The sequence below is a fragment of the uncultured Bacteroides sp. genome, assembly GCF_902472605.1.
Lineage (GTDB): Bacteria > Bacteroidota > Bacteroidia > Bacteroidales > Bacteroidaceae > Phocaeicola.
The window spans coordinates 1-6,453 of the sequence record NZ_CABROP010000074.1 but is presented as its reverse complement, the minus strand read 5'-3'; the positions used below and the strand labels follow the sequence as shown (position 1 = coordinate 6,453).

General features: G+C 45.1%; 2 protein-coding genes and 2 pseudogenes. All 4 read right to left on the bottom strand.

What is annotated here, in order from left to right:
• Positions 1-25: 25 nt before the first annotated feature.
• A complete protein-coding gene (locus tag RDP42_RS12335) occupies positions 26-3,586 on the bottom strand; it encodes an Eco57I restriction-modification methylase domain-containing protein (protein ID WP_308763928.1) in 3,561 nt (1,186 codons plus the stop codon).
• Positions 3,583-4,617 carry a restriction endonuclease subunit M gene (locus RDP42_RS12330; protein ID WP_308763927.1) on the bottom strand — a complete coding sequence of 345 codons (1,035 nt, stop codon included), beginning with the start codon at positions 4,615-4,617 and terminating at the stop codon, positions 3,583-3,585. The genes RDP42_RS12335 and RDP42_RS12330 overlap by 4 nt, the downstream gene beginning before the upstream one ends.
• A 255-nt stretch (positions 4,618-4,872) precedes the next feature.
• Positions 4,873-6,076 (bottom strand): annotated as a pseudogene (locus RDP42_RS12325) (site-specific integrase).
• 1 nt (position 6,077) lies between these two features.
• Positions 6,078-6,453 (bottom strand): annotated as a pseudogene (locus RDP42_RS12320) (hypothetical protein); the annotation flags it as partial.

The following is a 6,453-nucleotide window of genomic DNA, read 5'->3' as shown; positions in this document are numbered from 1 at the left end:
CAGTCGCTATTGTTGTATATAAAGTTCAATACTTGTAGTTTAACGAATGCTTACGTTTTATCTCTGTCTCCGGATTATAATAATCACCATCATTGTATTCTTTTACGAGAGAAGGATTTTTCTCAACAAAATCACTTTCAATAGAGAATAAATTACGAGGAAGTATGGAGTCATGTAAACATCCGAATGATTTGATTGCATTATCTAATCTTTTTATAATTTCATTATCTTGGGGGTTAAGAGAAAACATATCATTTCCTGGATTGTTAGCTTGGATAGTAATCACTTTACCATCTACAGAATATTTATATGTAAATCCACATTCATTCTTTTCCATGTTTTTTAGTACAATGGAAAGTCCATCTGCAATAGCAACATCTTTAAATATATCTTTAGAACAAGGGAAAAATTCAAGTAGAGCTAAATGAGGATCATTCATTTGGGCCAAACCGAATTTTTCAAGTCCTTTTCCTGAACGATGAATCCACCTAGAGCCTGGATATATTAAGGCTGTATATTTCCCTATCTGTTCACTGATAGTTTGGAAATATTGAAAGATACTTATGCTAACCTTTTGTCCGTTTGTACTTTCTTTTTGATCAACAACCTCTTGATATGGTGGATTTCCCACTATCGCATTAAATTTCATATTGTCATTGTCTATGGCTTTCCAGTAAGAACGACCTTTGGCAACTTTGGCTATAAAGTTTTCCGGCTTGTTCTTAATCTGGTTGATTAAATCTTCAAAATATCTTGTATTTACTTTTGCTTTACGGAATCCGGCAAGTGTACGTTTGGTAATACTCTTCGCCATTGGAGTCTTACAGATGACAAAGATGTTCTCAGCTATGACCTTGTCCCATACAGCCTGCTGCTCTTCTACTGTTTCTACAGCGAAAAGAGAAGCCTTTGCCCTTGCCCGGTAAATGCCGTATGCCATATAAAGCGGATAAAGTCCGGATTTGGAATTGATTTCCAGAATACGGGATTCAGGGGAGAAAACTTCTGCGGTAACCTCTCCTTTATCTATAAACCGTGGTTCAGAAATTACATTCTGATACTCCGTGTCATAGAAGTTATATCCTCCAAGACAGTCACCGAGATGCATGTTTACCACGCGCCACGGAGTAAGCACCGTTTCCTTGTCCGGATTACGGAAAGTACTGAAGATGTCCGTAATTCGTTCGATTCGTTCCTCAATACTCAGTTTGTCCGCAGCACGGGCCATCGCACGAATTCGTTTTCCAGCGGCACAGAATATTTCCGGGTCGTAGTATTTTTTGAAGCTGTTGAATTTCTGCTTGGTCACTCCCTTTGGCATGAACTCTTCCCATGACTGTGGGTCAATGAGTGAGGCAAAATTATCAATCGTGATTTCCTGACTCTCATCACTCAGTTCCGCACCATAAATCAACAGGGGCATACGGATGGATATGCCACGGAGTATGGAAATGGCCGCTTCCCTGTTCTTGGTCTTCTTTTTCAGTTCTTCCAGCCGTTTCCGTTCTTCCTCCGTAAGTTCCTTCTTGGGTTTCTTCTCCAGCTTCTCCTTTTCCTCGTATTCCTCATTATTCAGGCCTTGACTGTTGATGTCCACCTGGTTGGTCTTTGGCATAGCTTTGGTCTGGCCGATAATCTTTTTCAGGGCATCGAATTCCTGTAGTTCCAGATCATCCAGTTTCATCAGCTCATCGTTATACAGACTGTTGTCTTCAAACCCGTTACGGACGACACGTTCCACATATACCCGTTTCAACTGTTCCAACATACGGGGTACATCAAAGCGGTTCATCTGTGAGCCCTCTATGGATATGATGGGACAGAAATTGATAAACTCACCCATAGCCTTACGGTCGCTTTGTGAAGTTTTTCCGGCTTTGGACGATATTTTGGCTGTTTCAGCAATCACTTTCAGGGTACGGTCAGGAGCAAAATCAAAAACATAGCACTGCTCCTTCATCCGTCCGTTGATGGTTGCCGGTGTCTGTACGCGGAAGATGGTCTGCATATAACTGGATGCGGCTGTATTATAGGAACCGGACAGCATGAACACGGCAGTCCATGCCTTTACACTTACTCCAGTCGTCAGCCGTCCACAAGAGAGGGTAATGGTCCGTGTAGCATCCGGATCTTTTCCGATAGCCTGTTCCACGGCTTCCAGGGCATCACGGCTCTCCTCGTCCTGATCACCGTCACCGGCTACATTGACCACCTTGAAATGCTGGAACACCGGATGTGTCTGGAGCATGGCACTCAGTGCCCTTGCTTCCTTCACGCCGGGCACCATCCAGAGGGTATGGCGGAAAATATTCCTATATTCCTCGTTGGCATATGGATAAAGGCTGTCCTTGTCCTCCTTGGTAAGAAGATTCAGAAAAGCCCACACATCTTTTTCATGACAGAAACCGCCAGCCTCATTGACCCGGAAAAATTCCCTGAAGTTAAAGGCGACATCCTCATCTACAAACTCATGAAGCAGCCGTCCCAAATCGTAGGTATAGATATTGAGTGTAGGCAGTGAGGCATACGGATTGGGATCACCAAAATGGAGTTCGTCCCAGCTCACCTTGGCCCGCTGTTCCATCACATAGTCCCATGTATAGATTTCATCCTCTTTGAAATCATCCAGCAGGTTGAATGGAGTACCTGACAGGCGTAATACTTTGGTCTGTTCCTTGACCAGCTCTCCCATAACCGCTTTACCCAGTTCGGTCTGGGTGCCTTCGTGCGCTTCATCAACGATAATCAGGTCCCAATCGGTAGCAAAAACCTTGTTATTCTTGTCAAAGTTACCACCTACAAGTTCAGAACCGCGCAAATCCTGCATGGAGGCAAAATAGACATAATGCAATCCGTGACTTTCTGCCTGCCGTTCAAGACTGTCGTAACTTTCCCCGTTGTTCTTGGAACCGTATGCAAAATCCTTGCGGTCGTAAAATATCTTACCGAAATCCTCAAACCATCCGGCATCCACCACAGGACGATGAGTCAGAATCAGAGTACGCTGAAACTCCATGTCCTTAACAACCTGTAGGGCAGAAAGGGTCTTTCCGAAACGCATCTTTGCGTTCCAGAGCATCTGGTTGCCTTTCTTAAACTGTTTCTTGGTCTTGCTGATGGCTTCCTGCTGTTCCGGCCGGAATGCAATCGGGGAATATTCACGGGTAACTTCCGCTGATGAAAGGGAGCTCCGGCCTTCCTTGACAGCCGCAATGGCACGCTTGACGGTTTCCAGATCGGTGATGAACCATTCATTGGCCTTGTTGACTGTATCGAATACTTTCTTTTTGATACCGGAGCGTTCCAAGACATTGTGTACCTCCTTGTCGTTGAACGAACGAAGTCCGCCACAGTTATAAACGGTCAGTTCCGTATATAGCAGATCGTATGCGATGCCAGCCGTCTGTGTGTACTGGTTGATACGCTTTCTTGCCGCTTCATTGAGTGCCTTGCTGTTAGGAGACAGACCGAACACGTTTTCATCCTCACAGGTTGCCTCGCCAATCTTCAGGCACCCACGGTGCGCCGTATCATTGATACGGAACACATAGATCAGTTTTAGTTTCAGGGACGATGTGAATCTCATGTTTCTTCATTTATGAGGTCGATAAATCGGATTCGTTCCCCCTTTTTGCCTGTTGCCTTGTCCGTTGCCCGCCAGTCCTTGATAATGCAGTAAATTCCGTTGTGCTTGGTCAGGTCATTTTTCAGACAGCCCTCGCACGGCTCCCGTCTTTCAATCGTACCGAACAGACTTGGTTCCATCCGCACACGTTCTCCGCAACTGTCCGGAACAACACCTTTCAGTCCGTCCATCTGCCATACATTCCAGGAGATGATATAGGCTATATGGTTGATAGATTTAATTTGCGGATCTTTACCGAACTTGTTCCGGTAATATTCGATGAAGGATAAGAGAAGAGCTTCACGGGCAAGAAGAAGACTGTCGCCTTGCCATTCATAGGCATAGATGCTTCTGTAAGCATCCTTGGCTGCCTCCAGCCATTCACGCGTTGTCGTAGTATTCTCACTGACAATACGGAGCTTACGGTCAAGGAGGCCGATACGTTTCTCCACAGGAATGAATGTTCCGGTAGTCGTATCATACCTGCTTACCAGATAAGGAGCTTCTCCACAGGTGATTTCCAACCGGTTTTCCCGTACATAGTCTTTCCATGTCCTGCCTTCAGGAAAAGCAATTTTATCAGGATTGATTTCCCATGAATGTGTACCGTCTTTAGATGTCACTTCATGGTTGAATACATCCTTTCTGCCAAACCAGGCTTCATCAATAAGGTTGTTCTGGGCATTACATATCCAGGACGGAGTAAATACCTCCGCCATTTCCCGGGAACGTGTGCTTTGGGTGTCCCTGTGTTTCAGGACACGGGGCATGACTACATGACCGTTCTCTCCGGTTATCAGCTCCGGAAGAATCTGCGATCCGTATTCATAACCTCTGCCGAGCGGTTCATAATCGGAAGTAGCCCAGAATATATTACACTGTTTTCCTTCCTTACTCGTTGTATGATCTTTGAGCAAGGTATTCAGTAAGTCGGGTGAAAGTTCTTTCAGCCTGTTCTCCTGTATGTCGGCTTCTCCGGTCGTTTTCTCCATCTTCTTTCTGTGCGTAAAGGGGACGAGAAAGTCCCGGTGTCTGCGTCTTTCTTAGACAGAGGGAGATTTCAAGCTATAAGGCTGATTTGCTGATGAATTATATGTAGGATTGCTAAACAATAGTTGAAATTCAATGACTTCCGGATGAAAATCCAACGGCCGGAATTGCAGGATTTTCAATAAAATGTATAACTTTGCGCAAGAGTGAGTCCCTCTGTCTAAGAAATGAATGCTTTTGCTAAACATTCTCCAATCCTACAGACCTTTCAGAATTTGTGCATTGGCTTTGTCTACTACGGAGTTATCCAATGAGGCCAGATAAATTTGTGTGGTCGCCTCGGAATCATGTCCCATCCCTTCACTGATAACCGAAATCGGAATGTTCTTGCCTTTGGCTGCGCTTGCCCATGAATGGCGGGCACAGTACATACTCAGAGGAAAGGATATATCGGCCAGTCTGGCTATTTCTTTAAGGTGTCTGTTTATTCCGGACATGACATTCCTGTAATGCTTGTGCATATCCTTAAAAGGATATTTCAATACCGGCAAAAGATAAGGACTGAGACTGTCTTCCGGGTATTTGCCGACAATCTCTTGCATGCATTTTTCCCACCTGATAACCAGCTGCTGCCCGGTCTTTCGTCTGCGATACGATAAAAATCCGTTCTGAAGATCTTTCTTTTTCAGGTGAGCCATATCTATGAACGACATGCCACGGGTATAGAAAGCTGAACAGGAACATGTCCCTTGCAAATTCCAGATTAGGCTGTAAGGACAGATCCAGATTCTTCATACGCTTGATGGCGGATAAGGGAACGGCACGTTTGACGGTCTTGTCCACTCCCGTATAGACATGCCTGAAAGGATTGCGCTGTTCCATCAGTCCCTTTTCCTGAGCACGGTTATATGCCGCCCGAAGGATACGCATATAGAATGAACTGGTATTCCGTACGGCACCTTTTCCATGAAGGTAGGCTTCATAAAGCTGCATCAAATCTGAATCAATTTCGGACAGCAGAACATCCCTGTCCCCTCTGAACTGCATGAAACTTTTCAGGGTGCAGGAATAATTTTCAGCCGTGCGTATCTTGCCCATCTGTTTTAGACGGGCTATGATACCCTGCATGAAGTTGAAAAACGACTGTCCCTCTGTATTGCTTTGAAAAGAAGCTATAATATCATCTGCCGTATATCCGGTTTTCCGGTTATCCAGTTGTCGGATAATCATGTCCAGCCGCTTCAGGTCCCATTCCATGCGTTCCTGCAAGGAAAGGAGCAGATTGCTTCTCTCCGAACTACCGACAATGATACAGCTTCCAGCTTCGTTCCATTCATCCGTAAATATCCGGTAATCCGTCTTTAACTGACGGATTACACGGTTCTGGATAATCTGATAATAGACGGTACCTTCCTTTCCTTCTATGGTGGAAGGTCTGAATTTTACTTTCACACTGGCCATATCAATCGGATTCAGATTTTACCTGTAATTTAAGTTTCTCCTGCATCAGGCTGTCGGAAACAGCTTTCAGTTCGTTCTCGTAACCATCGGCCTGTTCTCTGATCCATTCGATGGCCTTCTCGTCACGATGGATGTCAAAAACCTTGTTCAACCAGAGAATATCTCCCGGAGTACATCCGCTCCAGGAGCGGATGGCACGGAACTTCAGGGCGTCGTCTGCATATTGCCGGTTGGATTGCCAAAGTCTGATATTTCCCCATAAGGACAGGCTGCATACCACACCCATTCCGACCAAAAGAGAAAATACTCTGCTTGACCTGAGGTCAAAACTATGCCGGTGAATATGCCTTACGCATGTCGGGATCACTTCTTCTGCC

Bases quoted from the DNA above. Each gene is read 5' to 3' on its own strand.
- RDP42_RS12335 (WP_308763928.1), bottom strand. From the start codon at position 3,586: ATGAGATTCACATCGTCCCTGAAACTAAAACTGATCTATGTGTTCCGT.
- RDP42_RS12330 (WP_308763927.1), bottom strand. From the start codon at position 4,617: ATGGAGAAAACGACCGGAGAAGCCGACATACAGGAGAACAGGCTGAAA.